This window comes from bacterium (genome assembly GCA_008933615.1).
Lineage (GTDB): Bacteria > CLD3 > CLD3 > SB21 > SB21 > SB21.
On the sequence record WBUR01000043.1, the window covers coordinates 1 to 23,123 of the forward strand.

Annotated in this window: 21 protein-coding genes; 8 read left to right on the forward strand and 13 right to left on the reverse strand. The window is 44.3% G+C overall.

Annotation, left to right across the window (positions count from 1 at the left end; translation table 11 throughout):
• Nucleotides 1-150: 150 nt before the first annotated feature.
• From F9K33_13935 to F9K33_13960, 6 genes are read right to left on the reverse strand one after another with little or no spacing between them, the layout of a single operon-like run.
• Complete coding sequence (locus tag F9K33_13935) at nt 151-666, reverse strand: DUF2147 domain-containing protein (GenBank protein ID KAB2878213.1); 516 nt, start codon at nt 664-666, stop codon at nt 151-153.
• Between the two features lie 50 nt (nt 667-716).
• A complete protein-coding gene (locus F9K33_13940; GenBank protein KAB2878214.1) occupies nt 717-2,420 on the reverse strand; it encodes a DEAD/DEAH box helicase in 1,704 nt (567 codons plus the stop codon).
• A 12-nt stretch (nt 2,421-2,432) separates the two neighbouring features.
• Nucleotides 2,433-3,395: a lipoyl synthase gene (gene lipA / locus F9K33_13945; GenBank protein ID KAB2878215.1), complete on the reverse strand. Its 963-nt coding sequence runs from the start codon at nt 3,393-3,395 to the stop codon at nt 2,433-2,435.
• 23 nt (nt 3,396-3,418) lie between these two features.
• Complete coding sequence (locus F9K33_13950; protein ID KAB2878216.1) at nt 3,419-3,763, reverse strand: histidine triad nucleotide-binding protein; 345 nt, start codon at nt 3,761-3,763, stop codon at nt 3,419-3,421.
• 14 nt (nt 3,764-3,777) lie between these two features.
• Entirely contained in the window at nt 3,778-4,734 is a 957-nt protein-coding gene (locus F9K33_13955) for a GMP synthase (protein ID KAB2878217.1), read from the reverse strand.
• A gap of 18 nt (nt 4,735-4,752) precedes the next feature.
• Nucleotides 4,753-5,529 carry a M50 family metallopeptidase gene (locus F9K33_13960; GenBank protein KAB2878218.1) on the reverse strand — a complete coding sequence of 259 codons (777 nt, stop codon included), beginning with the start codon at nt 5,527-5,529 and terminating at the stop codon, nt 4,753-4,755.
• A 511-nt stretch (nt 5,530-6,040) separates the two neighbouring features.
• Between F9K33_13960 and F9K33_13965 the strand changes: the two genes are divergently transcribed.
• Nucleotides 6,041-6,424, forward strand: coding sequence for a nuclear transport factor 2 family protein (locus F9K33_13965; GenBank protein ID KAB2878219.1), 384 nt, complete (start codon nt 6,041-6,043; stop codon nt 6,422-6,424).
• A gap of 3 nt (nt 6,425-6,427) precedes the next feature.
• Here F9K33_13965 and F9K33_13970 read toward each other — a convergent pair whose 3' ends face one another.
• Nucleotides 6,428-6,790: a helix-turn-helix transcriptional regulator gene (locus F9K33_13970; GenBank protein KAB2878220.1), complete on the reverse strand. Its 363-nt coding sequence runs from the start codon at nt 6,788-6,790 to the stop codon at nt 6,428-6,430.
• Between the two features lie 168 nt (nt 6,791-6,958).
• On the opposite strand from F9K33_13970, the gene F9K33_13975 reads away from it, so the two are divergent.
• The 4 genes from F9K33_13975 to F9K33_13990 all read left to right on the forward strand — a co-directional run bounded on the left by F9K33_13975 (nt 6,959) and on the right by F9K33_13990 (nt 10,442).
• Complete coding sequence (locus tag F9K33_13975) at nt 6,959-7,243, forward strand: hypothetical protein (protein ID KAB2878239.1); 285 nt, start codon at nt 6,959-6,961, stop codon at nt 7,241-7,243.
• 84 nt (nt 7,244-7,327) lie between these two features.
• Complete coding sequence (locus tag F9K33_13980; protein KAB2878221.1) at nt 7,328-9,121, forward strand: ABC transporter ATP-binding protein; 1,794 nt, start codon at nt 7,328-7,330, stop codon at nt 9,119-9,121.
• Between the two features lie 30 nt (nt 9,122-9,151).
• Nucleotides 9,152-9,796: a DNA-binding protein gene (locus F9K33_13985; protein ID KAB2878222.1), complete on the forward strand. Its 645-nt coding sequence runs from the start codon at nt 9,152-9,154 to the stop codon at nt 9,794-9,796.
• A 49-nt stretch (nt 9,797-9,845) separates the two neighbouring features.
• Nucleotides 9,846-10,442: a short chain dehydrogenase gene (locus tag F9K33_13990; protein KAB2878223.1), complete on the forward strand. Its 597-nt coding sequence runs from the start codon at nt 9,846-9,848 to the stop codon at nt 10,440-10,442.
• 40 nt (nt 10,443-10,482) lie between these two features.
• On the opposite strand, the gene F9K33_13995 is transcribed toward F9K33_13990, so the two are convergent.
• On the reverse strand, nt 10,483-12,774 hold the full coding sequence (locus F9K33_13995) for a PAS domain S-box protein (protein ID KAB2878224.1): 2,292 nt from the start codon (nt 12,772-12,774) through the stop codon (nt 10,483-10,485).
• Between the two features lie 146 nt (nt 12,775-12,920).
• Here F9K33_13995 and F9K33_14000 point away from each other — a divergent pair, with 146 nt between their 5' ends.
• Nucleotides 12,921-13,610 (forward strand): queuosine precursor transporter, encoded by a 690-nt coding sequence (locus F9K33_14000; protein KAB2878240.1) that lies wholly within the window; start codon nt 12,921-12,923, stop codon nt 13,608-13,610.
• A 78-nt stretch (nt 13,611-13,688) separates the two neighbouring features.
• On the forward strand, nt 13,689-14,150 hold the full coding sequence (locus tag F9K33_14005; GenBank protein KAB2878225.1) for an NUDIX pyrophosphatase: 462 nt from the start codon (nt 13,689-13,691) through the stop codon (nt 14,148-14,150).
• A gap of 3 nt (nt 14,151-14,153) precedes the next feature.
• On the opposite strand, the gene F9K33_14010 is transcribed toward F9K33_14005, so the two are convergent.
• The 3 genes from F9K33_14010 to F9K33_14020 are packed head-to-tail and all read right to left on the reverse strand — an operon-like array spanning nt 14,154 to nt 17,216.
• Nucleotides 14,154-15,581 carry an ABC transporter permease gene (locus F9K33_14010; GenBank protein ID KAB2878226.1) on the reverse strand — a complete coding sequence of 476 codons (1,428 nt, stop codon included), beginning with the start codon at nt 15,579-15,581 and terminating at the stop codon, nt 14,154-14,156.
• Nucleotides 15,582-15,588: 7 nt separating this feature from the next.
• A complete protein-coding gene (locus F9K33_14015; protein KAB2878227.1) occupies nt 15,589-16,062 on the reverse strand; it encodes an NYN domain-containing protein in 474 nt (157 codons plus the stop codon).
• Nucleotides 16,059-17,216, reverse strand: coding sequence for an aminotransferase class V-fold PLP-dependent enzyme (locus tag F9K33_14020; protein KAB2878228.1), 1,158 nt, complete (start codon nt 17,214-17,216; stop codon nt 16,059-16,061). Before F9K33_14020 ends, F9K33_14015 begins: the two co-directional genes overlap by 4 nt.
• 203 nt (nt 17,217-17,419) lie before the next feature.
• Here F9K33_14020 and queA point away from each other — a divergent pair, with 203 nt between their 5' ends.
• Nucleotides 17,420-18,445, forward strand: coding sequence for a tRNA preQ1(34) S-adenosylmethionine ribosyltransferase-isomerase QueA (queA, locus tag F9K33_14025; protein ID KAB2878229.1), 1,026 nt, complete (start codon nt 17,420-17,422; stop codon nt 18,443-18,445).
• A gap of 64 nt (nt 18,446-18,509) precedes the next feature.
• Here the strand turns inward: queA and F9K33_14030 are convergent, their stop codons facing one another.
• On the reverse strand, nt 18,510-18,965 hold the full coding sequence (locus F9K33_14030; protein ID KAB2878230.1) for a hypothetical protein: 456 nt from the start codon (nt 18,963-18,965) through the stop codon (nt 18,510-18,512).
• A gap of 195 nt (nt 18,966-19,160) precedes the next feature.
• Nucleotides 19,161-23,111, reverse strand: a complete 3,951-nt coding sequence (locus F9K33_14035; GenBank protein ID KAB2878231.1) for a tandem-95 repeat protein — start codon at nt 23,109-23,111, stop codon at nt 19,161-19,163.
• Between the last annotated feature and the right edge of the window lie 12 nt (nt 23,112-23,123).

Genomic DNA, 23,123 nt, shown 5'->3' on the forward strand with positions numbered 1-23,123 from the left:
GTGCTATCTTTTTCATAGCCACGCCCTTTCTTGTTGTTTGGTTGTAGTTGCTTACTACCAACTTAAGAAAGATCAGCGTGGTTTTCTATTTAACATAAGGTCTCAGACTGAAGTGTTCTCTTCCATTTGTGTGTAAACCCGATAAGCGCGTTATTTCATCCGTGTCCAGTACCGTGTTTTACCGAGCCACGGCATTCCAAGAATGTATCCTTTTAGTTTAAGTTTGTCCGCATTTTCTAATTTCACAAAACAGGTATACGTCTTTCCTTCATCGGCTTTATAAACAAATCCGTCATTCCATTCGTCATCGTCGGCATCGTATTTTACGCCTTTTAAAATAATCAAGCCGATGATCGGATCGTTGCGTCTGGCGGCATCAGGGTTTTTATAATCGATTTTCGCGGCGCCCAATTTAACGTTTGGGAAATCTTTTTCAGGATGCCCTTCATCTTCAAGAAATTCGGCCGTGTAATTCGGAACCTGCAGCCACACGATCTTTCCAAAATAACGATCTCCTTCCTTATACACCTCAATATTAACCTGTTCGCCTTTTTCATTTAAATACATCCACTTGCCGATGATGTCATCCGGATTGGATGCAAAGCCCTTTGCGGAAATGATCAGCATCAGCGCAACGATTGAAAAAAAGAACTTTTTCATACGCATTCCTCCTACGGTTACCTTATGATGGTTACTGTTTATTATACTGCATCATGTTATTTGGAAAACTTTTTCCTCTTGTCAAAATGACCCGGCGGATCACGTCGGCCCGTAAATTTCTTTTCCATCACTTTTTTCAGATTCCTGAATTTTACGTCGGCATGTTCTACGATAACGGTTTTACCTGATAATTTAATGCCGGTGAGTTTACGAACCACTGCGTCCGCAACTTCTGCGTCGACTTTGAATTGCGTCTGATTATCCTGAATATAAACTTTGCCGATCTGTCGTCCGTCCACGCCTGCGAGATTACAAATCTTACCGATCAACGTGCCCGTTTGCAGATTGTCTCTTTGTCCGACATTGATCGAGAGTTCGACCATATTATCGGAAAAGGTTCGTTTTTCTCTGAATCCGCTTCTTTGACCAAAATTATCCGGCGCATTTAACTCTTTATCGTCCTCATATTTTTCCAGAATTTCCCGACTCAGCAACGTGACAAAACCTTTCGTGATCTCTTCCGGAGTGTATTTTTTTACCAGGGGCTGCCATCTTGAAAAATAACGGTCAAATCCGCCCGGATTTTCTATCGCGGCCTCGAACTCACCTATCGTTCGGTCAATATAGGATTCCATGATTTCCTCAATACCCGGAATGCGCGATTTGGTGATCTTTTTACGAGTATTGCCTTCAAGCCGGCGTAATTTATACTGTTCCTCCGGCGTGATAAGTGTAATCGCAATTCCGGTTTTTCCCGCGCGGCCCGTACGGCCGATCCGGTGTATGTAACTTTCAGATTCCTGCGGTAAAGAATAATTGATCACGTGGGTCAGATCATTAATATCAATTCCGCGCGCAGCCACATCCGTCGCAACCAACAGCGTGAGGCCTTTTTTCTTGAATTTCCCCATCACATGCTCGCGCTGCGACTGATTCATGTCGCCGTGCAAAGCTTCGGCTTTGAATCCCTTAGCCACGAGTTTTTCAGCAATATCGGCGGTCTGATTTCTCGTCTGACAAAAAATAATCGCGTACATACCCGGCGCATGATCTATCAGACGGCACAAGGCTTCAAATTTATTGTATTCTTTAACCGCATAATAAATCTCCTCCGTATTGGCAATAGTAGCCGTTTTATGCTGAACTCGAATTTCCTCAGGATCGGTCATAAAACGGTTAGCGATGCGCCGTATATCGTTACTCAAAGTTGCTGAAAAAAGCCAAATCGATCTCTGTTTGCCGACATTAGATAATATTTCTTCTATCTCCTCCAGAAATCCCATGTCGAGCATCTCGTCCGCTTCATCCAAAATAAAATTCTGTATCTGACCTAAATTAAGCGACTGACGATGAAGATGATCTACGACGCGGCCGGGTGTTCCGACAACAATATGAACGCCATGCTTCAAGGCACGCAGCTGAACGCCGATATTCTGTCCGCCATAGACGGCAAGAATCTTCAGCCGTTTATATTTCGATATTTTTATCAACTCCTCCGAAATTTGCACCGCTAACTCTCGTGTCGGCGACAAAATGATTGCCTGAACGCCTTGCGCATTCTTGTCAATTTTTTGTATCAATGGAATGCCGTATGCGGCGGTCTTTCCAGTACCGGTCTGCGCTTGGCCGACAAAATCGCCCTGATAATCGAGAAGAATAGGCAACGCCTGTGCCTGAATTTCCGATGGCTGCGTAAAACCCATATCGGTTATGGCTTTCTGTATATCCGCGTCAATTTTATAATCCGTGAACGAACTCAAAATAATCCTTTCCTAGCTTACGTATGCAGCTTTTTTGTTTTTTAAATATTTTTCCACGCCGTCCGTTTGTTCGTCCGCGTGATATGAGCTTCTTACCAATGGTCCCGATTCCACGACACGGAAGCCCATAGCAATACCTTCTTCGTGATACATCTTGAACTCATCCGGATGTACAAACCGGTCAACCGGTATGTGCTCTTTCGTCGGCTGCAAATATTGGCCGATCGTGAGGATATCCAGATCCACATTCCGCATATCTCTCATCACGTCCAGAACCTCTTCATTCGTCTCTCCCAACCCAACCATCAATCCGCTTTTAGTGATCATGCCTAATTTTTTTGCGCGATCCAACACTTCGAGACTTTGATTATAATTAGCCTGCGGGCGAACAACCCGGTAGAGCCGTGGAACGGTCTCCGTATTATGATTGAGAATATCGGGATTCGCGCGAACCACATTTAATAAATTTTCTTCGCTGCCCTTAAAGTCTGGAATCAGCACTTCCACCCGGCACGAAGGCAGAGCCTTACGAATTTCCAAAATCGTGTTTGCAAATATCAACGATCCGCCGTCAGGCAGTTCGTCACGATTAACCGATGTGATCACGGTATGACGCAGGTTCATCAGGCGCACGGAATCGGCTACGCGTCGGGGCTCGTCCATGTCCAACCATGTTGGTTTACCCGTCTTAACCGCGCAAAATCCGCAGCTGCGCGTACAGACATCGCCGAGAATCATGAACGTAGCCGTCCCTCGATTCCAACACTCAGAAATATTCGGACAACGCGCTTCTTCGCAAACGGTGTGCAGTTTCTGATTACCCACAAGACTTTTGACTTCGGAGAATTTATCGCCTAATGGAATTTTAACCTTCAGCCATTCCGGACGTTTGATCCCTTCTTTCTCGGCGTTCTCTTCGGTTCTCTTTTTGATGAAATCGACCTGAACGGGGGTCATCGGGTAATTTCTTTTCATAACTTTTTTACTATCAAAATGATCTATGCCGGATTCCAACTCATCGGTTTTCCGCCTAGAATATGAAAGTGAAGATGAAACACTTCCTGGCCGGCGTATTTGCCGTTATTGACCACTACGCGGAAACCGTTTTCCTTTATTCCTTCTATCTCTGCTATTTTTGAAACGGCCAGTAATAATTTTCCGCCAAGTGTACTGTCCTCCGCTTTCATATCCGATAATTTTTCAATATGCTTTTTCGGAATAAGAAGAATATGGGTCGGCGCTTTTGGATGAAGATCCTTAAAAGCGACCCCGTCTTCGTCCTCATAAATAAACTGAGAGGGAATTTCTTTTTTTACTATTTTACAAAAGATACAATCAGACATAATACCTCCGCCTCCTAATTATGAAAATCGGAAAAACTGAGCGGCGTTTGAGATGCTGTGTCGTTGAATTTTTCCAATTGGGGCATTTCGTAATAACGCATGAGTTGATTGTATGAGCGCCATAAAAATCCAGGCAAAACCGTCTTGTACGTTTTCGTAAGTTTATTCGGATTGTTGACCGATTGAATCAACTCATCAAACTTCGCTTCACCCAGTAATTCCACGATGTGTTGTTTCTCGCTTGGATCGGAAAACCGCATCAGTATACCGTGTTTTTCAGCTTCTGGATGAAATTGCACCGTTTCAATCTCCGGTGTATATCGTATCGCAGTAACTGCGTTTCCGATTTCATAGCCGTCGGATTCAAACGATAAAATCGATGCTCCGAGTTGATTCAGCCTCTGATAAGAGGGATTGATCACCTGCCAGTCCCGGTTGTCAAACGCATAAAATTTTTCCTGCAGGCCTTCGAACAGAACATCCTTCTGTCCTTCCGGCGTTTTAATGATCGGCACAACGCCCACATACCTGTTTTCACGTTTACTAATGTCTGCAATGTCAAATTTCTTCGCCATCATCTGAAATGAATGGCAAATCCCAAATACGAATTTCTTATTCTCTTTGGTTGCATTATGGTCGATCAATTGGTCCAGCAAACTAAAAAATTTCAACTCAAATTCCGAGCCGTCATCGTTCAACGGACTTCCCGGCCCACCGCTTGAAATGTAGATATCATAGGAAGCATCCGGAACCTCGTTGCGGTCCCGCACGTGAAAATGGCTGACCTCAAAATCCACCTGCAAGTGCGCCGAACGTACTTTGTGGCGGAACTGCTCAATGATCCGCTTTATGTTTCGTACGCCGATATTTCGCGCGCCGTTATTCATGTCAAGAACCGCGATACGTACGGCTATCTGAGGCAGCCAATCCAGCGTGTTCTCTTCGTTTAGGCTTCGTTGATAACTATGCAACCCGAACTCCTTATTCAGCTATTGTCTTACCGGTTCGTTTTTCATTCGTATTCGTCCGCTGATCCTTACAGCTTTGTATAAGATAACGACCGCGATCACGATCCATAATACAGACCAAAACATCGCCGGCAGAAAAAAAACCTTTGCCAAAGCTTCCGCATCGGAGAGGCCTGCGCTGTATTGGCTTTTCGGAGCGCCCATTGAAAGCTGCAACAGCGTGATCACGTCTCCGAATGAATTTAATGAACATTGTACCGCGAGAAAATTGATTGCGAAAAAATTTAAAAAGCGCCCGCCCTTCCATGCAATGAGAAGAAGTGACGCCGACAAAAAACCGCATACCGCCAGAGTAAATAAGTCACGAATATACAAAATGATCGCCGACAAGAAGATTAAACCAAGCAAACCTAATACGATCTTCGATATTTTTTCGAAAGAACTGAACACGATCAACGCACCGCCGAATAACGCCGCGCCAATATATCCGGCGCTTCCGATAAATCCCTGCGCAAACATCCCGCCCGAGACCGTGTGCTGCATGTAACCGCTCGTATCGGGGTTAAGTACGATACGGTGAACTTGTTCGCCCATGATCAGGCTGGCGATCGCGTGACTGCCTTCATGAATGAACGTCGTAAAAAACTCGAAGGGCAGAAGTATCAAACGAAGGCCCGGCACCACATTCAGAAAGAGCGATATGAGCAATAATCCGATGATCAGCCCGTTACTTCGTAAGAAACTCATCCCGGACGGTTTGGCATCAACTTCCGATTCGGGTTTTAACTCTTCGTCCATTCGGTATTCATGGTTGTTATCAAAAGTGCTGCAACATACGGTTTTTTTGCTCCAGGTGCAAATGATTTGTAGCGTGTTTTATGTCGTGTTTTGCCGTATCGACATAGCCACAAAGGCGCGAAGACTCTTATAAAATCAAATATTTAAAAGAAAAAATTACGTGCTTATCGGGTTGACTCACAAATGGAAGAGAACCCTTCAGTCTGAGCGACGTCGAAGACTGATTTTACTAAACTTGGTCATGGTTCGACTCCGCTCACCATGACGTATGTGAGTAAACCCGATAAACACAAAAAATCATGAGCATTTTCAAGTTTAGTTATCTATCATATCACCTTTCAACTTTATCTTTTCAGCACAAATTATGACAAAAGTTTTGCTTGGTGACTAAGTGTCTTGCCTGCAGTACAGTTAGATTTTTCAAATCATATTTCTTGAAAATCTCTGATTAATTAAGCACATTGAATTGCAATTCTTGCCTCACTCTTTAGCCTGCGGGAGGGAAATCAAAATGAAAATTATTCACCAATTTATTGAACGCATGAATGCGCACGATGTGGATGGTCTATGCGCGCTCATGACAAACGACCATACCTTTGTTGATTCCATCGGAAGCACAATTCACGGGCGCGGGGAAATGCACCGTGCATGGACGGGTTATTTCAGGCTCTTTCCTGATTACAAGATCGTGTCGGAAGATCTGCTTCAAACCGGTAATACCATCGCAGTTTTCGGCAGGGCAAGCGCTACGTATTCGCCGAGCGGGCACATGTACAAGGACCATCATTGGGAAGTTCCTGCTGCGTGGAAAGCAGTAATTAAGGATAATCTTATCGCAGAATGGCATGTCTATGCGGATAATTACAAAACGGTTAGAATGATCAAGGGAGTTTGACACCTACGCCGCTTTTGTTTCCTTGTTCATCTGATTTTTCATCACTATTTCGATATGTTTACGGTGAGAAGAGCCCCATCGGCACATCACATCCATTACAGGTTTCAGTGTCTCGCCAAATTCCGTCAGTGAATATTCCACTTTCGGGGGAACTTCCGGATACACTTTCCGGTGAATGATCCCGTCCTGTTCGAGTTCGCGTAATTGCTGGGTCAGCATTTTCTGCGTGATGCCGGGCATCATACGTTTTAATTCGCCGAACCGAACGGTTTGGTCCCGCAAATTATACAGTATCAGAACTTTCCAGCGCCCGCCGATAACATTGAGCGTTGCAGTGATCGGGCAAAAGAACTTTTTTTCTTTCATTAGCCTTCTTTCAATAGTTTCTTTTTAGATACTATAATACATTTTTGTGCTTACTTGACAAAGTAGCGCGTATGGCTTAAATTTGCAACACCTAATAATTATTCATCGGCATCTGTGTATCATTGATGCATAGAATTAAGTGAAAGTGGGAGGATCATGAAGAACTACATGGTCGATATCCGTTTACCCGAAATTTTAACGGAAGAGTTTCTGGCAACCATCCCGAAACAGCGATCGGTTATAACGAAGCTGATGGAAGAAAAAACTATTATCAATTATTCTCTTGCGTTGGATCGTTCAAAATTATGGACGATCATTCGCGCCGAGAGCGAATCGGACGTGTTTGACGTACTATCGGAGTTCCCGCTTATCGGCTGGATGCGTTTCGACATTTATGAACTCGCTTTCAATGAAAATGTTTTTCGAAAAATGGGATACATGTCACTGAATTAAATTCCTTTTATGTGATGATCCGCGATTTTTTTAACCGTTTCCGGCACTTGTCCAACTTTTATAATCAAACCAAACGAAGGATCTATGGGATTACTTCTTTCCTATTTAAAGCAATACTGGCAATTGGTTGCGCTGGCGCTTTTTCTGGCGGCAGTAAATCAGATATTCTCCCTGTTAGATCCATGGATATTCCGCCTCGTGATTGATGATTATGCAACGCGCTACCAGGATTACACGCAGGAAGAGTTTTTTAAAGGCGTCGGAATGCTGCTTGGTGCAGCGGTTGGTGTGGCGTTTGTATCGCGCGTCGCGAAAAACTTTCAGGACTATTATATCAACACGATCACACAAAAATTGGGCGCACAAATTTATTCCGACGGCCTTAAACATTCGCTGGAACTGCCGTACAGCGTTTTCGAAGATCAACGCAGCGGTGAAACGCTTGGTAAACTGCAGAAAGTTCGCACCGACGTTGAGCGGCTCATTTCCGCGTGTATCAACATACTTTTCACAACGCTCGTTGGGATCATCTTCGTTACGGCCTATGCTATTAGCGTACATTGGATCATTGCGCCGATTTATTTTGCCACTGTGCCGTTGATCGGGATATTAAGTTCGACCCTAAGTAAAAAGATCAAAACTATTCAGAAAATCATAGTTGCAGAAACGACCGCCTTGGCTGGTTCTACAACGGAGTCCCTCCGAAATATCGAATTGGTCAAGAGCCTTGGCCTTGCGCAGCAGGAAATATCCCGGCTCAATATCACTACTCAAAAAATTCTGAAACTTGAACTAAAAAAAGTGCGCTACATTCGCAGTCTCAGCTTTATACAGGGCACGGCGGTGAATTTCCTGAGAACGACTATTTTGTTCGTCATGCTTTACTTAATTTTTGCTAAAGCAATTACGTTCGGAGAATTTTTTTCTTTGTTTATATATTCGTTTTTTATTTTCGGCCCTCTGCAGGAATTGGGCAACGTGATCAATATTTATCGTGAAGCCGAAGTGTCGTTGAAAAATTTCGCGGATATCCTGAATTCCCCGAAAGAAATCAAGCCGATGAATCCCAAAAAGATCAAAGATATTTCCTCATTAGCATTTGAAAAAGTGGCGTTTAAACATCAGTCAGCGGTCACGAATGCGCTGAATGGCATTTCTTTCACCGTAAAGACCGGAGAGACCATTGCTTTCGTCGGACCGTCGGGCGCAGGTAAGACGTCACTGATTAAACTACTCGTCGGGTTGTATCGTCCATTGTCCGGGAAAATATTGTATAATGACATCTCCGGTGAGGACATTGATCTTGATCAGTTGCGCGAACAGATCGGTTTTGTAACTCAGGATACACAGCTTTTCTCCGGAACGATCCGTGAAAATCTATTGTTTGTCAATCCCAAAGCGACCGACGCAGACTGTATGAACGTCTTAAATAAATCCGCTTGCCAGAGTTTGCTTGCCCGGGCGGACAAGGGGCTCGACACGTTGATCGGCGAGGGCGGCGTAAAAGTTTCCGGCGGTGAAAAACAGCGCCTGTCAATTGCACGCGCGTTATTACGGAAACCTCACCTACTGGTTTTTGACGAGGCTACATCCAGTCTGGATTCGCTGACCGAAGAAGAGATCAGTGATACGATTCGCGATGTGTCGGAATCAAAAAATCATATCACCATCCTGATAGCGCATCGCCTCTCGACAGTGATGCACGCCGACAATATTTTTGTTCTCGAAAAAGGCGTGGTCGTCGAGCAGGGCAGGCACAACGAACTGCTGGAGCAAAAAGGACTTTACTACGCCATGTGGCGTCAGCAAATCGGTGAAAGGAAAAACGATATTCAAACGAAAGTCTTAATGAATACCATAGCGACAGGAAGTAACTAAATTGAAATAATTTCAATAAAAGGAGTAATTATGAAAATAGGTGTTTTAGGATCAGGACAGGTTGCGCAAGTACTTGCCGACGGATTTATCAGGCACGGCCACGATGTCATGCTGGGATCACGAGAACCCTCTAAACTTAAAGACTGGCAGGCAAGGGCTGGAAATCAAGGATCGACAGGTTCGTTCGATGCAACTGCAAAATTTGGCGAACTGATCGTATTGGCGGTAAAAGGATCTGCGGCTGAAGGCGTTCTTAAAAGCGCAGGACTGGATAATCTAAAAGATAAGACGGTTGTCGACGTTACCAATCCGATATCGGATGAACCTCCGGTTAACGGCGTACTAAAATTTTTCACAGGCCCGAACGACTCTCTCATGGAAAGACTTCAGAAATTCGCACCGAATGCACATTTAGTAAAGGCATTCAGTTGTGTAGGCAACTCATTAATGGTTAATCCAAGAATGGCCGAGGGTACGCCAACCATGTTCATATGCGGAAACAATGATGAAGCAAAAAAGAGAGTGACTGCCGTTTTACATCAGTTCGGCTGGGAATGGGCGGATATGGGCAAAGCGGAAGCCGCAAGAGCGATTGAACCTTTATGTATGTTATGGTGCATTCCGGGTTTTGTCAATAATTCATGGATGCACGCTTTTAAATTATTGAAGAAGTAAATAATCTTAGCTGGCTAGGATCCTCAATTTAATTCAAATAGAATATTATATGAAAATCATCATTGTCGGCGCGAGTGGAACACTGGGAAAAGCCGTTGCAGCTGAACTCGCAAAACGCCATGATATCATTACGGCCAGTCCCAACATGGGCGATGTTAAACTTGATATGACATCACATGTATCCGTTGAATCTCTTTTCAAACAAGTCGGGAAGTTTGATGCGTTAGTTTGCACTGCCGGAGCGGGACATTTTGGTCCGTTCGCAGAAATGAAAGAAGAGCATTTTTACACAGGGATCAAGAGTAAGATGATGGGGCAGATCAATCTTGTTTTAGCGGGAAGAAATTTTATCAATGATAACGGCTCATTCACGTTAACGTCCGGTATTCTTGCAGAAGATCCGATTCGGGGCGGCGCAGGTTTGAGCTTCATTAATGGCGCAATCAATTCGTTTGCCATTGCAGCCGCTATCGAATTACCGCGAGGCATACGCATAAATTCTGTTTCGCCCGGTTTGGTCGCAGATTCCGCTCAAATGAGTTCCTATTTTCCCGGTCACGAATTGGTGCCCATGCACAGGGTGGTCAGCGCCTATGTTAAAAGCGTCGAAGGAGCTGTTACGGGTCAGGTCGTCAAAGTTTATTAATATTTTCGATATTCTGTATTCAAAACGGGAGTATTCGTAGTTACTCCTGAAGGGCTTTACGAATGGCTTCCGCCATGGCCTGAATGGAAAACGGCTTTTGAATGATTACCGCCTCATTGCCCTGTTCAATCGCGCTCAATATTTCCGGCCGTGCATAACCGGTAATATAAAGCGCTTTGGCGTTGGGGTCAATTTCCCGCAGCCGGCGTAGCGTTTCACGTCCATCAATTCCCCTCATTTGAATATCAAGCAAAACGATATCCGCTCTATTCTTACGGTACATCTCTATAGCTTTAATCCCGCTCTGCGCAGTTCTGACGTAATATCCAAGGTCACTAAATATTTTTTTACTAACTTTTAATATTTCCTCTTCATCATCTACGATAAGAATACTTGCATTTCCTCGCGGAGGCAATTCCTCAGAAACTAACACGGTACGTTCCGGCCTATCCGAATCGGAGATCGGGAGATAAATGGTAAAAGTAGTTCCGTTTGCTATCTCTGAAACGACATCGATATAGCCTTTATGCTTTAGAACAATACTCTTAACCACGGCCAAGCCAAGGCCGGTTCCTTGTCCGGCGCCTTTGGTTGAAAAAAAAGCATCAAACACTTTGGAAACGATTTCTTCCGGAATACCCGATCCCGTATCTGCGACTTTAAGTTCAATGTAATTTCCTGGAACAACATTTTCTAAACCGGAAATCGTTTTACCTTCCAGCCGGATCTTCCGGGTTGAAATAAGCAACGTGCCATTTCCGCTCATCGCGTCGCGCGCATTGACACTTAAATTTATAAGCACTTGCTGCAGCTGCGTCATATCCGCTTCGATCATCGGAAGTCCGTTTTCCAACAGAATTTCAACGGTAATGTTTTTTCCGATCACATGTTCCAGCATTTTTTGAGTTTCTTTGATCAGATCATTCAAATTCATGAGTACCATCTGTGATGGAGTCTGTCGCGAAAAAACGAGAAGCTGTTTTACAATATCTGCCGCCCGCCGCGCCGAAGAGGAAATCACGGCGGAATACTTTTTTACAAGTTCAGCGTCGTCCGAAAAGTCTTTCATCATTTCCGCTGTCGGCAAAATGACGGCAAGCATATTGTTCATATCGTGCGCTACCCCTCCGGCGATACGTCCTATACTTTCGATTTTTTGAGATTGGACCAGATGTTCTTCGAGTTTCCGTTGCTCCGACACATCCTCAACGGTAACTTCATAGTATTGAAATATTCCCTTCGTATCCAAAACCGCACGATCATTAAGTCGTACCGGAAAAATTGTCCCGTCTTTTTTTTTCCAGTTTACTTCAACATAATAACTTTTGCCCATGGCTAGAGTTTCACGGTTCAAAATTATCCGGTCTTCCGCATTGGCATACACATCGCGGTTAAGATTAAGCATCATAACTTCATCAGTGGAATCGTAGCCCAGCATTTTTGTAAGCGACGGATTAATTGTAATAAATTGTCCCTCTTCGGTAGATTGGTAAATGCCCTCGGCAATGTTCTCAAATATAGAGCGGTATTTCTCCTCCGACTCCCTCAGTGCCTTTTCGGCATTCTTTCTTTCTGTAATATCCTTGGAATATACGGCGGCGCCGGTAATAGAGCCATCGGCAGCAACTATGGGATTAAAAGAAATCTCTGTATCAAGCGAAATCCCTGCAAATTCATAATGCTGTTCCACGGTAAAATGCTCTCCTTGAAACGTCCTTTGATAAAACTCATTCCAAGTAGGCCGAATGTCGTTGGGGATATGTTCCAGAATTGCCATACCGGTAGTCAGCTGAGTTCCGTAGGCCAAAAAAAACATCTCTCTGAATTGGGTATTCATCGTCAAAATTCGGCACTCCATATCCACGGACCAGATTGAATCCCGTGTGTTCTCGATCACTGCGCTCAAATTGGCTTTGCTGTTCTTCATTTCTTCTTCAAGATGGCGCTGAGCTGTGATGTTTTCACAAGTAATCAGAACTAATTTAGTCCCGTCCGTATCTTCAATGGAACGCCCTACTTCTCTTACCCAAATTACTGCGTGATTTTTACGAACTTTTCGAAGTTCCCACGAGTGCATCTTGTCGGAAGTTTGGAGACAGTCGTCAACATGTTTCGATACGGTTTTTTTATCTTCCGGATGGAACACGTCCAGCACAGATCGCCCAATCAGCTCCACTTTCGTGTAGCCGAGTTCTTCGGCGCCTAAGGTGTTGACATCACGGACAATCCCATCTGCATTCACGATAAAACACATCAGAGGATTGTATTCAAAAAACAAATGGAAACGCTGTGTACCGAAGGATAAACCCTGAGGCTGATCGGAATTATTCATATGTAGTTTTATAAATTGTAAAACCCGCCTGATCTTTTATTATAATAAAATAACCCTACATAACAAATTGTTTCTTGACTTCGGCGGAGTTAATGCTTGAAGTTATGACGTCGATTACAGATATTATTTTAATCCAATTACATCGGATATATATGTCCAGAAGACAAAAACTATATACTGTTTTAACGAGCATATTCATAACTGCACTGATCCTAGCTGAGATCACAGGGAGTAAACTTATTCAATCCAGGATCATGGACGACTTTGTTTTTACTATGACGATGGGTGTAATCCCCTTTCCGATTACGTTTCTGGTGACGGACATTGTCAATGAATACTATGGAAAACCGGGTATTCGTTTCGTCACTTTTTTAGGTATGTTCATGATCGCGTTCACGTTTGCGATTTTGCTTATCGATATGAGTATCCCCGCCGCTTCTTTTTCACCTGTAACGGACGACGCATTTAATTCAGTTTTTGGCCAATCGAACCGGATTATCTTAGGTTCGGTCACCGCGTATCTGGTGGGCCAGTTCATCGACGTGCAAGTCTTTCATTATATTCGAAAACGAACGCATGAGAAGATGTTATGGCTGAGAGCGACGGGTTCAACTTTTGTATCACAATTAATTGATTCTTTCGTCGTTCTATTTATCGCATTTTCCGGCAAAATCCCGTATGAACAGATCCTGAATATTGGAATTACTAATTACATTTATAAATTTTTTATCGCCGTCGCGCTGACGCCGCTCATTTACTTAGCGCATCATCTCATTGACCGGTATCTTGGCGATGAAGCTCATGCCATGATTCATCAAGCGGAAGAGTTGAAATAATTTTAGTTGAAAATTTTAACAAATGACAAAAAAATTAGTATTGATTAAGGAATTAATTTATTTATTAAATTCATTTTTATGCCTGAAATTATTTGCCGTGTTATTGATTGCCATGTTTTCTGCAGGAAAAATAATTTACCGTATTATCTGCTGATGCATCGGTCTGGCGAAGTGATTTATGCAGCATCATGGCGCATGATCGGAGGTAAGATCGAAACCTCAGAAAAAGCGTATGAAACGGCGTTGCGGGAATTAAAAGAGGAAACAGGTTTACTGCCCGTTCGGTTGTGGACCGTGCCGTATACCAATAACTTTTATGAAGCCTCGCACGACCGCGTCAACATCATACCTGTTTTTGCGGCCGAAGTAACTTCTCAGCATGTCGTCTTATCAAAAGAGCATGACTCTTTTCGCTGGGTAAGCTATGAAGAGGCGAGAGAACTTCTGCCATGGCCTGCGCAGATTGAAGGATTGCGCATCGTGAACGAATTTATTGTTTCAGAGAAAATGGTGAGTTCGTTTGTCGAGATTAAATTGTAGCAATTACGTTCGTAATCTCGGGTCCAGTGCATCCCGTAATCCGTCGCCTATTACATTAAAACAAATAACCGTAAGCACGATCGCCAAGCCTGGAAAAGTAGATATCCACCAGCCGTGGATTAACATGTCGCGCCCTTCCGCAACCATATTACCCCAGCTTGCGGTGGGCGGCTGTACTCCAACGCCAAGAAAACTCAAACCTGCTTCGACAAGAATGATTCCGCCAAGCCGCAATGTTGCAGCGACGATCACAGGTGCAAAAGCGTTAGGTATAAGATGTTTGAATATGATGCGTGAGTGACTAAATCCAAGCGCATGGGCCGCCTGAATGTATTCCATTTCCCGCAACGCCAAAAACTGCCCACGCACGATGCGGGAAACGCCCATCCAGCCCGTTAGGCCAAGTATAACCACAATAAGGAATATCGAATTGCCAAACAGCGCCACGATCATTAAAATCAAAAACAAATTTGGAAATGCGAGCATGAGATCTACCCAGCGCATCAGCACGGCATCGGTTTTTTTTCCAAAATACCCTGCCAACGCGCCAATGATCGTTCCCAGTGTCACCGCAATGGCCATCGCGAGAAATCCGATACTCAAAGAAATTCGTGACCCATACAAAAGACGCGAAAAAATATCCCGTCCGTATTTATCCGAACCCAATAGAAACATTCTGTTCTCAGCAAAGTCTTTTTCATTTTCGCCAATCAGTTCTGATACGGAGATGACTTTCTTTTGAATACCTTGAACGTACTCGATTTCTTCGCCGCGCTTTTGGAAGCTGCTGATGTAAACGACGGACGGCTCTCTGTTCAATAGCAGATTTTGTACGGCTATGAACTTGTTTATAACTGTAAAGCTCGCACCTTCGCCTTCACGAAACGGCAAAATGGAACGGCCGGGAGTTCTTAGCTTAAGATAAGCGATGCTCTGCAGGGGTGCGGCATATTTGGTCACCGTAATATCCTGCTGCGCGTTCGGATCACGCGGCACAAGCCAAGGGCAGAGGAATGCAACGGCGTACATCGAAGCCAATACAATAATAAAGAAAATAACGAGGCGGTTTGTTTTTATTTCCGTCCACGCCAATTGCCATTGGGAACGTGCGGTATCATTGATTTTTTCCCATGCTCTCTTCAATTGTCTTCGGTGAATAATCCACACGGCTAATACCCACCCTATAACAAAAACAGAAGCTGCCCAATACTCTACAATTTCAAAATTAAATATTTTATTTAATTCCGCAGGACTTAATACCAACAAAAGAAGGGACAAGACGAGAGATGCCAGCCCGTTAATGAATAATGAAAAATATGTAATAATAAGAATGATCGGCAAAATAAAGAGGAGGGACCAAAATAGCGACGCGCTGTATTTGCGCCTTTTTAGTTCATATACTCCCGGGAAGATAGAAATTGATGTGGCCATGAATTCTTCACTTTGAATTAAAAAGCGTCAACCATTCCTTGATTTCTTTTGAAGATAACTGAGGATTGTCTTTTTCTTCAAGTTCTTTGACCGTCTCCGATGGTTTTGATTCGGATATTTTTTTGTAAAATTCCTCCGAACGTTCGACTTTGCATCCGCAGCCTTTCGCATACCATATCACTTCATTGTCGGAACTTACAACGGTCGTTTCAGCAGCTTTTTTTGTATGATCGACGAGTTTTTTAATCAACTCATCCGCTTTGTTCGGTAAATTAGAAAACCGTACCGTGATGCCGGACTGCGATGCAAGAGAGCTTTTTTGTCCGTCAAATACGATCGTAATGTCGGCATGAGTTTGAAGTCGAAAGCCGCTAAGTTTCATGATCAACGCCTGACGGCCTTTTTCCAGGCTTAACGCGTCATGCGCTCGCAGGGCGTCAATTTTTCGTATCATGTTATAACCGTCGATAATATATTTCATGGTTTTGAAAAAGTATTTATTATCCTGATGATTTCCCGCATTTCGTCTTCCGTATTATAAAAATGGGGCGAGATACGGATCACGCCTTCACGGAATGAACTTATGATATGGTTTTTGATCAAATATTCAAAAATGTTTTTTGTGCGTTCTGCGGAGCCTGAACGGAATGAAATAATACCGGAACGGTGTATTGGCTCCTGCGAAGACGCGATAATCAATCCGTTCTGTCTGAGGCCCTCTGCAAGCATACCGGTTAGATTCATCAAATGACGATAAATATTGTCAATGCCAACCTCCAGGAGCAGTTCCAGAGACGCCTGCAGGCCATAAACGCCAAGCCAGTTCTCGGTAGCAGTTTCAAATCGTTTGGCATCATCAAGCAGATCCAGTTCATAATCAAAGAAATTCCATGCATCTTTCACGGAAAGCCATCCGACATGCTGTGGTTTAATCTTGTCAAACAAATGGTCCCTAACATAGATCAGACCGATCCCGGCAGGCCCCATGAGCCATTTGTGGCCGCCATTGGCAAGATAGTCGATTTGGAATTTTTCAACATCCAGCGGAACGGCTCCCAACCCTTGAATGGAGTCAACGCAAAAGATAATTCCGCGGCTGCGGCATAATTCGCCCAGCGTTTTCAAATCGTTCTTAAATCCATTGACAAATTCCACAAAGCTGACCGACAATAAACGCGTGCCCGGAGTGATCATCCGTTCGAAATCTGTAATGTTCAAAAAACCGTTCTTATTTTTTACAAAATCAATTTCCACCCCGCGTTTCTTTAAATTCAGGAATGGATACACGTTGGACGGAAATTCACAATCAGCAAGGAGTATCCGATCGCCCGGTTTCCATGAAAGACCGGAAGCCAAAATATTCAAACCCTCAGAGGTGTTTTTAACGAACGCAATTTGTGACGGTTTTGCGTTAATTAATTGAGCCGCCAATCCGCGAAGATTTTCACGCGTTTCAAGCCAACTTGGAAAATTATCAACTGCCGTTGTTGATGAGTCTTCGAGCAATTTTTCGATGCGGGTGCGCACGCGCGTCGAAACCGGTGAACATGCGGCATGATTAACGTAGATAGAATGATCCGTAACCGGAAACAATTTTCTCCATTTTTCGGCGGAGAAGTCATGAAATTGTGACATAAGGGTAGAATTGTCGTTAATATATTGTTTATTTATAGTTTATAAGATTTTTATCAAAATGTACACAAAAATTTACAAAAAGGAAATATCGTAAATATTGAATTGACTTTCGGCATTATTTTTATTATATTTGCGAGGTTTGTTGTCACTCATAATCAACTTTGCAAATTATTTTAACACTTTTTATTAATTGAAGAGGGGTCATGAAACTCTCGGATTTTAAATTTAAACTACCTGAAAAGTTCATTGCGCAGTATCCCATTAGCCACCGGGATAAGGCCAAAATGATGGTGATCAACCGCAAAGACGGTCTGATCACAGATAAGATTTTCAGGGACATTACGGATCATATTACTAAAAAAGACTGTTTGGTAATCAATGAAACCAGAGTATTTCCCGCCCGGATCATGGCCAGGAAAGAAAAGACCAATGCCAAGGTGGAAGTATTCTTGTTGCGTGAACTCGAAAACAATCTCTGGGAAGTTTTGGTGAAACCTGCGCGAAAAGTTCGTATCGGCAACCGCCTCGTCGTAGACGGCGTGTTTTGCGATGTGATCGATAATACGGTTTCCGGAGGCCGTGTCGTACGTTTTAATTATACCGGTGATTTTCATAAATTCATCGATAAAGTCGGCCAATGTCCTTTGCCTCCTTATATCAAGCGGCCACCCGAAGAAAGCGATAAGACGGACTATCAGACGGTATTTGCAAAAACACGCGGCTCGGTTGCTGCGCCAACTGCAGGCCTGCATTTTACCAAGGAACTTCTATCTAAACTAAAACGCAAGGGCGTCACCATCGTTCCTCTTATTCTGCACGTCGGACTTGGAACATTCAGAAAAGTTGCCGTCGAAGATCTCGGGCGCCACAAAATGGACTCGGAATATTTTGAAATTCCGGAACCGACCGCGCGCGCGATCAACCAGACCAAAGACGGCGGCGGCAAAGTCATCGCCGTGGGATCGACCGTTATTCGTACAATCGAAAGCGCCGTCACCTCGCTGAATCGCGTCAAACCGCATCGCGGCTGGACGGACAAATTCATTTATCCGCCGTATGAATTCAAGATCGTGGATAAACTCGTTACCAATTTTCACACGCCCGAATCTACTTTGCTCATGCTGGCGTGCGCCTTCGCGGATAAGGAACTGATCTTCAAAGCCTACAAAAAAGCAATGAAAGACGGTTATCGTTTTTACAGTTTCGGCGATGCGATGCTGATCGAATAAAATATCTAAAATAATTTTTCATAAAAAAACCCCGCGAGTGTGACGTTTGCGGGGTTTTGAATTTCTAATTCAATCTGATGGTTTGAACCCATCTATTTGCTTCCTGAAGATAAAACGAATCCTTAAAATTCATCCAACTTTTTTCTTCCTCCGGATACGGTTTCAATATTTCCGCAAATCGTTTCGTCGGGTTTGTGCTGATCGTCATGGATTCCAGTTTTTTACTCAGTTCAACATCCGAAACGCGTTGGTAAAACCCGCTCATAAGTTCAAGCAGTTCCGAGAAAGGAAGTTCGGGTACAACGATCAGAGGGCTTCGGGCATTGAACATAACCGATTCGACAATGGCCGCTTCGCCGCGAGAACTTTCGCCCACGCTGTCCGCATCGTCGTCTTCGACGGCGTCTAATATATCACGGCTGACGCGCATAACTTTACCGGTTGCAGTATTGAGATAAAATTCCGCATAATGACGATGGTCCTCCATCGCCTCGGCTATGCCTTTGATATCTATGGTCATGGTAATTAATTTTATTTGCTTATCGGGTTGATTCAGGTTGACATTGTTTTTAAATTATAAAAAACCCGATATGTAATTTCTCTTATCTATCACAAAAAAATAACCGCAAATTTCGCGAAGATCGCAAAGAATGAATCGGCTTTGCGCGCTTAGCGAAATTTCCGGTTACGTGTTAGTCTTTCTTTTTCAGCAATTTTACTGTGGTTTCGCAACCGTGATGGTGCACGATTTCGTATCGGACAAACTTCCGTCCGTTACTTTGACTGTTACAGTATACATCCCGGCCTGTCCAGCGCCCGGCGTCCACGAGAAACTGCCGTCCGATGACATCGTTGCTCCGGCGGGCGCTCCGGTCATGGAGAATATCAATTTATCATTTTTATCTTCATCGGATGCGGACGCATTGAAACTGATCGCGCTGCCTTCCGCTCCATCTTGATTGGAGAGCGAACTTAATTTCGGCGCGCGGTTGACGTTACTTACTGAAACGGTAATCGTCTTCGTATCTTCCAGACCTTCTCCGTCTTTAGCTTTGATGGCGATGGAATAATCGCCCGCCTGATCGTAATTCGGCGTCCAGGTAAACTTGCCATCGCTGAATGATGCGCCGTCCGGAAGCCCGTCCGCCGTAAGTTTCACTTTGCCGGCGTCTTCTTTATCAGGATCCGCCGCCGTAACGGTAAAGGACATCGCCTGGTTTTCAGTTCCCTTTTGATTGGCCAATGCGCCAAGCGCCGGTTTACGGTTCACGTTTTTCACGGTTATCGTTGCCGACTTGGATGCGCTCAATCCTGCAGGATCTGCCACTTTGAATGTCACGGTATAGCTGCCGTCCTGATCAAATGTCGGCGTCCACGTAAAGGATCGACCTTGCGCATTGAAGACAGCGCCTTGCGGCGTTCCTTCGGCGGCGACCGTCAGTTTATTTTGATCCTCTTTATCCGGATCGGAAACTTCAACATTAAAAGTCAACTTTTGTCCTTCGTCCACAGACTGCGCTGAGATCTCGTTCATGACCGGTGACCGATTGACGTGCGCTATTTTGATGTCCATATTTTTCGTGTCTTTTCCGCCGAGAATGTCAGTTACAGTTACCTTTGCGGAATAACTGCCCGACTGCTCGTACGTCGGCGTCCAGGAAATAGTTCGTGAAGCCGCATCAAACGTGGCTCCTTGGGGCAATCCTTCTGCTGAATACACCAATTTACCTACATCCTCTTTATCAAGATCCTCCGCTTCAGGAATAACGATGCTCGCCGGTTTGTTTTCTTCGCCTGCCGCCGGCTGAATGGCGGCAAGTTTCGGCAAACGGTTGATATTCGTCACGGCAATCTTTATCGTTTTCGTATCAGCTAATTTATCCGGATCGGTAATCTTAAACGTAACGTTGTACTCACCCGATTGGTCAAAGGTCGGCGTCCACGCAAATACCATTACGCCTTCATACACCTGAGCCGTCGCGCCGGTAGGAACATTCTCTGCCGTAATCACCAGTTTACCCGCATCTTCTTTATCCGGGTCGCTTCCTTTTACCCGGAATTGCAGAGGTTTCGTTTCATCAACTAACTGATCTGCTATCGCATCAAGTGCCGGCGCCCTATTGACATGATTTACCGTGATCTTAAATGACGCTGCCGCAGTAAGTCCCAGCGCATCCTTGACTGTAACCTTTATGCCGTCATAAATACCGGATTGATCATAGGTCGGTATCCATTTGACGGTTCTTGTGGTAGCATCGAACGTAGCGCCCTGAGGAAGGTTTTCGATGGTATATGTTAATTTCCCAATATCTTCTTTATCCGGATCGGTTGCTTCCGGCACAACCAAAATAAACTCTTTATTCTCATCCACTGCTTGCGCTGTAATAACCGCGATCACCGGCGGACGATTGATATTGATAACTTTCACTGGAACGGATAGTTCATCCGTAGCGCCGGATCCGTCGGTCGCCGTAAACAGGGTTGTGAAATCGCCCGACTGTTCATACGTCGGCGTCCATGCGAAAGTATTGCTCGCTTCCTGAAAGTTTGCTCCTTCCGGTAGGTTCGATGCTTTGATCGTCACTTTACCATCGTCCTCGACGTCAGGATCTGAAGCGCTGATTTTAAATGATAACACTTTGACTTCGTCAACTTGTTGGGCCGTTATGCTGGCGATCACCGGCGGACGGTTAACATGATTGACCGTTACGGTTGTATTTACCGTATCAGATAATCCGTCGACATCTTTGACAATGAAATATATACCTTCATATTTTCCGGACTGATCGTACGTCGGCGTCCAGTTAAACGACTGCGAAGACTTGTCAAACACAGCGCCGGCAGGTAAGTTAAACCCGGCATAATCCAGCTTGCCCGCGTCTTCATTGTCAGGATCGGAAGCCTGAATATTGAATGTAAAAGGGCTATTTTCATCTGTCGTAAATCCGGCCGCAAGATCGGCGAATATCGGGGGTCGATTGATATGGTTGACGGTTATAATGGATTGTTTGGTATCTGTCAGGCCGCCGTCATCTTTAGCAATAAAACTGATCGTATAGGAGCCGGATTGCTCATAGTTGGGATTCCATTTGAATGTCAGAGTTGCTTCATCGAAAGAGCTGCCCTGAGGGAGGCTGGCTGCGGAAACTTTTAACTTGCCGTCATCCTCCACATCCGCATCGCTTGGTTTATTTATCGCAAAAACGATTTCCTTATTTTCATCCACGGAATAATTACCGGTAAGCGGCAAAGACGGCGCGCGGTTAGTATTGGTAACCGTTATGGTAATCGTATCGCGTGAGAATAACTTTGTTTGGGTTTTTTCCGTCACGGTGAATACAATACCTTCGTATTTACCTGACTGTTCGAATGTGGGTGTCCAGGAAAAAAGACTGTCTTTTTCATTGTAGGTTGCCCCTTCGGGAATAAAGTTGGCCGAGAAACCAACCGGATTTCCGTCAGGATCCATTCCGCGAACTTTGAATTCAAGTTTTTGATTTTCAGCAACCGTTTTATCCGGCGTGGGGAAAATGATCGGCGGTTTGTTGTGTGTTAAGAATAATATCGAAGAAAGATCGGCGACGACCATGAAGATGTCGTATTTTACTAAACTGAATGCCTGTCCCGGTGTATCGTATCGCGCATCGAACTTCGGTTTATTGGGGTTGCTAACATCGATTGCGCGGATGCCCGCGTCGTCGATGGATACATATACATAAGGGCCGACTTTCGCCACATTATTCGTATGGCCGGGCAGTTTGAAGTCAGCGACCTGGCGCATTTTCTCAGGATTGCTCACATCGACAATAACAACTCCGGATGGCCCGTCGGCCACGTAGGCGAAATCATCATAGACTTCAATGCCGACGGCAAATTGGGTCAAGAACCTCCGAAGTTCTCTCGGCGCCGCGGGATTATCTATATTGATCGCGTGAATGCCGGATTTGCGGTCAGCAACAAAAAGCAGGCCTTTATCAGAAATAAAAACTTTACGAGCATAGTCCCAGTCTTTATCATACCGCAGCGTCGTTGCGACTTTCGGAGCTTTCGGATCCGTAATGTCTACCACAACAAGCCCGGCTAAGCCGGCCGCAATGTAAGCATAATTGTCTTTGACTTTGACATCCCACGCCTCACCTTTCACTGCGAGTTCCGCGACGATCACCGGCTTTTTTATATTCGTCACGTCATACACCAGTAACCCCGCTAAATTGTCCGCCATATAAACAAAATTACCTTTTTTAGCGATGCCGTAATTTTGTCCGACAGACCGTGTACGGCTAACCACTTTAGGATTATATATATCGGAAATATCCACGATGGACAAGCCTGCGACTTTATTGGCAACAAAAAGCAGTTTACCGTCTAGCACCATTTCCAGCGCATCGTCCTTCGACGCATCAATACGCGAAACGAATTCAAAGGCGCCTACAGGATTGGCTTGCGCAAAAACAGCGTTATTTGAGCTTTCGATGACGACCATAAACAAAAGAAAGCCGATACTAATTTTAGAAAACCATTTCATGAACCTACCCCATTTTGGTTTTGAGAAAGTATGATTCAACATTTTACTCTCCGTAAAACTACAATTATTAGTGGTTTTGAATTGAGACAGGATTATTGAAAAACTTGGTTTGAATATACAGGACATAACAAATAAATGCAATCAAAAACTCAA

Bases quoted from the DNA above. Each gene is read 5' to 3' on its own strand.
- F9K33_13950 (KAB2878216.1), bottom strand. From the start codon at position 3,763: ATGTCTGATTGTATCTTTTGTAAAATAGTAAAAAAAGAAATTCCCTCT.
- F9K33_13995 (KAB2878224.1), bottom strand. From the start codon at position 12,774: ATGAATAATTCCGATCAGCCTCAGGGTTTATCCTTCGGTACACAGCGT.
- F9K33_14015 (KAB2878227.1), bottom strand. From the start codon at position 16,062: ATGAAATATATTATCGACGGTTATAACATGATACGAAAAATTGACGCC.
- F9K33_13990 (KAB2878223.1), top strand. From the start codon at position 9,846: ATGAAAATCATCATTGTCGGCGCGAGTGGAACACTGGGAAAAGCCGTT.
- F9K33_14005 (KAB2878225.1), top strand. From the start codon at position 13,689: ATGCCTGAAATTATTTGCCGTGTTATTGATTGCCATGTTTTCTGCAGG.
- F9K33_14010 (KAB2878226.1), bottom strand. From the start codon at position 15,581: ATGGCCACATCAATTTCTATCTTCCCGGGAGTATATGAACTAAAAAGG.
- F9K33_13935 (KAB2878213.1), bottom strand. From the start codon at position 666: ATGCGTATGAAAAAGTTCTTTTTTTCAATCGTTGCGCTGATGCTGATC.
- queA (KAB2878229.1), top strand. From the start codon at position 17,420: ATGAAACTCTCGGATTTTAAATTTAAACTACCTGAAAAGTTCATTGCG.
- F9K33_13980 (KAB2878221.1), top strand. From the start codon at position 7,328: ATGGGATTACTTCTTTCCTATTTAAAGCAATACTGGCAATTGGTTGCG.
- F9K33_14020 (KAB2878228.1), bottom strand. From the start codon at position 17,216: ATGTCACAATTTCATGACTTCTCCGCCGAAAAATGGAGAAAATTGTTT.
- lipA (KAB2878215.1), bottom strand. From the start codon at position 3,395: ATGAAAAGAAATTACCCGATGACCCCCGTTCAGGTCGATTTCATCAAA.
- F9K33_13960 (KAB2878218.1), bottom strand. From the start codon at position 5,529: ATGGACGAAGAGTTAAAACCCGAATCGGAAGTTGATGCCAAACCGTCC.
- F9K33_13985 (KAB2878222.1), top strand. From the start codon at position 9,152: ATGAAAATAGGTGTTTTAGGATCAGGACAGGTTGCGCAAGTACTTGCC.
- F9K33_14030 (KAB2878230.1), bottom strand. From the start codon at position 18,965: ATGACCATAGATATCAAAGGCATAGCCGAGGCGATGGAGGACCATCGT.
- F9K33_13965 (KAB2878219.1), top strand. From the start codon at position 6,041: ATGAAAATTATTCACCAATTTATTGAACGCATGAATGCGCACGATGTG.
- F9K33_13970 (KAB2878220.1), bottom strand. From the start codon at position 6,790: ATGAAAGAAAAAAAGTTCTTTTGCCCGATCACTGCAACGCTCAATGTT.
- F9K33_13975 (KAB2878239.1), top strand. From the start codon at position 6,959: ATGGTCGATATCCGTTTACCCGAAATTTTAACGGAAGAGTTTCTGGCA.